Raw genomic sequence first — 3,218 nt, 5'->3', positions numbered from 1 at the left:
GGGGCGGCGCGGCGGGAAGGGGACGGCCCGCGCCGCACGGGGCTTCGGTGAACCACAGCGGCCGCGCGCGGGCTCCGGCGGCCCGGGCTTGCGCGCGAGGCCCCGGGGGAGCGCCGCGCCCGGAGCCGGGCCGCCGGGGGCGGCGGAATCCTCGCGCGGCTTCCGGGCCGGGGCGCGCATGGCGGCCCCGGCGCCCCGGTCAGGCCGCCGGGGGCGCCGGGCGGCGCGCGGGCCTCAGCCCAGGTCGCGCAGGTAGCGGAACAGCGCCCGGCTGGCCTTGGGCGGCTTGGCCTTGGCGGCCTCGCGGGCGGCGTTGCGGGCCAGGGTCAGCACATGCTGGCGGTCCAGGTCCGGGTGCAGGGCGGCGATGTCCTCCACCAGGTCGAGGTTGCCGGCCACGAGCTGGTCGCGCCAGGCCTCGGCCTGGTGGAAGGCGCCGTCCTCGGCGCGTTTGCGGTGGTCCATGTCGTCCAGGGCCCGGCGCAGGGCGGCGACCTCCTCGCCGTCGGGGTCGCCCATGTGCTCGCGCACCAGCCGCCCCATGTACTGCATGTGCCGCCGCCGGGCCTCGTGGGCCGTCAGGGTCTTGGAGAACAGCGCGGCCTCGGCCAGGGCGGGCGGGAGGTCCAGGCTCCTGATCCGTTCGGCCCCGAGGGCACACAGGGTCTCGCCCAGGGCCTGGAGGGCGTGCATCTCGCGCTTGCGTTGCGACTTGCTCTTGCGCTCGTCGCCGTAATCTTCTTCTTCCCAGGTCATCGATCCTCCCGCGCGCGGGACATGAGAAAGGTGCAGCCGCCCGGGGCGGCCTCGAAGCCGCCGCCGTAGGCGGCCATGGACAGCCGCAGGTATTCGGCCAGGGGGCCGGGCAGCTCCGGGGCCGGTGGGGCGGGCCGCACGGTCACGGTCACGGCGTCGCCCCGGGCCAGGACGGCTACCCGCGCGCCCGGGGCGCCCGCGTCCTTGTAGGCTTCCAGCGCCGTTTCCACAAGGTCGGCCAGGGCCTCGGCGTCCATGCGCGCCTCGGGCCCCGGGCAGGCGGGGGCGAAATCCAGGGCGAACCCCGCGAAACGCCCGTCACCGCCCAGCCCGGCCAGCAGCCCGCCCACGGTCTGGTTGGTCTCGGCCACGCCGGCGTGGTCCGCGAAGCGGAAGCCGTGCAGCGCGCAGAGCAGGTCGCCCAGCCTGCGCCGGGCGCGGCGGGCGGCGTGGGCGGCGTGGTCGTCCTGCGCGCCGGGGGCGGCGTCCAGGGCCTCGGCCAGGCGGGCCAGGCGCAGGTGCAGCCCGGGCAGGGCCTCGGGGGTCGGCATGGCCGAGGGCAGCTCCGGGGTCGCGGCCTTTCCGGCCTCGGCCAGCAGCCCCGCGCAGGCCCCGAGCAGGGCCTGGGGGAAGGCCGGGCCCGGCGCCGGGGCGCGCAGCTCGGCGCGCCCGTGCAGGTCGGCGAGCATGGCGGACATCACGCGCCGGGCCTCGCCCCGGTCCAGCGCCCGCCCGTGGCCGGGCAGCACGGTGGTCACGTTGCAATGGTCCAGCAGCCAGATGATTTTTTCCAGCGAGGCCGCGAGCTGCACACCGTCCCAACCGGGCAGGCGCAGCAGCCCCGGGCCGGCGGCGAAGGGCAGGTCGCCGGCGAAAAGCGCCCCGCCCACGCGGTAGCACACGCTGTCGGGGCTGTGGCCCGGGGTGTGGTAGACCTGGAGCGCGTCGCGGGGGCTGATGGGGATGGACAGGGAGCGCAGCCCGCCGCCGGGGGTGTTCATGGCCCGCGACACCCCCGCCGGGCCCGGCCCCTGGAACAGGGGCAGCACGTCGGCCAGCACGGGGACGCGCAGGGCCGTGAGCCCGGCCAGGGTCAGGTCGGGGTCGGCCCGCAGCAGGGCCTCGGCCCCCTGGCAGTGGCAGACCACCGTGGCCTCGGGCAGGGCGGCGAGCACCTCGCCCGCTGCCGCGCAGTGGTCCAGGTGGCAGTGGGTCAGGCACAGGGCCGCCTGGAGCGGCGCCTCGCGGAGCAGCCCGGCGGCCAGGGCCCCCGCCGCCCGGGCCTGGACGGCGTCGGCCCCCGGGTCCATGACCAGCACATACTGCGGGGTCCGCAGCACATAGGTGTTGCAGCGCAGCACGCCCGGGCGCCGCGCGAAGGTCAGCATGGCCGTGTCCAGCGCGCCGGGGACCATGTCCCACTGCGGTGGCTGCGGGGTGTCGAGCACAAGTCCTCCCGGGGGGGAGCCCCCTTGGACCCCGGATAGCCGAGAAGGGCGCCCGCGTCCAGCGGCGGGGCCCGCCTTTGCCCCGCGGGCGCGGTCAGTCCAGGGCCACGTCGGCGGCCAGCACGCCCAGGACGGCGTCGTCGGCGTCGCGCAGGGGCATGGACACGGTGATGCAGCGCCGTCCCGACGCCTGGGACACATAGACCCCGGAGATGGCCAGCGCGCCCAGCTCCACGGCGGCGGTGAACCAGGGCCGCGATGACCAGTCGCGGCCCCGGGCCCGCGCGTCGGCGGGGCTCTCGCGCCCGGGGCGGGCGACGTTGGGCACGGGCTGGATGCCCCGGGCGTCGGTCAGGTAGAGCAGCTCCACGAAGGGCGCGTCGCGCGCGGCGCGCCGCAGGGCGTCCTCCTGGCGGCGGGGTTCGAGGCAGAGCACGTCCGGCGAGGCGCCCAGGGCCGCGATCAGTTCCTGGACCTTGCCGCCGCCCATGAGCTCGAAGGCGCCGTTGAGCCCGCCCAGGTCGTGGACCCGCTCCAGCAGGCGGCCCTGGGCCAGGGCCGAGCGCTCCATGTCCCCGACGGTGCGCCGCGAGATGTCCTCCACGCGGGCCACGGCCCGGGCCACCTGCCCGCTGGCGGCGGACTGCTGGGTGGCGGCGGCGGCGATGGACTGGACCTGGGCGGCGTTCTCCCCGGCCAGCTCGACGATTTCCGCCAGCAGGCTCCCCGAGCTGCGGGCCACCTCCGTGGCCTCGTCCACCATGCGCGCGGCCTGGTCCATGCCCTCGCGGGTGCCGCCGACGCCCCGCTGGATGGCCTCGATCTGGGCGCCGACCTCGCTGGTGGCGTTCATGGTCTTCTCGGCCAGCTTGCGCACCTCGTCGGCCACAACGGCGAAGCCCCGGCCCGCGTCGCCCGCTCGGGCGGCCTCGATGGCCGCGTTCAGCGCCAGCAGGTTGGTCTGGTCGGCGATGTCGTTGATGACCCCGATGATCTGCCCGATGTTCTCGGCCT

3 protein-coding genes are annotated in these 3,218 nt (G+C 76.9%); all 3 read right to left on the bottom strand.

Annotated elements, in window-relative coordinates; translation table 11 throughout:
- Positions 1-234: 234 nt before the first annotated feature.
- Entirely contained in the window at positions 235-756 is a 522-nt protein-coding gene (gene yjgA, locus M0P34_RS14595) for a ribosome biogenesis factor YjgA (RefSeq protein ID WP_291500422.1), read from the bottom strand.
- Positions 753-2,204, bottom strand: a complete 1,452-nt coding sequence (locus M0P34_RS14590) for an MBL fold metallo-hydrolase (RefSeq protein WP_291500420.1) — start codon at positions 2,202-2,204, stop codon at positions 753-755. Before M0P34_RS14590 ends, yjgA begins: the two co-directional genes overlap by 4 nt.
- A 94-nt stretch (positions 2,205-2,298) precedes the next feature.
- The coding region (locus M0P34_RS14585) for a methyl-accepting chemotaxis protein (RefSeq protein ID WP_291500417.1) at positions 2,299-3,218 on the bottom strand (920 nt) is incomplete at its 5' end.

This window comes from Desulfocurvus sp. (assembly GCF_023230885.1).
Classification (GTDB): domain Bacteria; phylum Desulfobacterota; class Desulfovibrionia; order Desulfovibrionales; family Desulfovibrionaceae; genus Desulfocurvus.
Note: the sequence above shows the minus strand (reverse complement) of the source record. Positions and strands in the feature narration are given on the sequence as shown.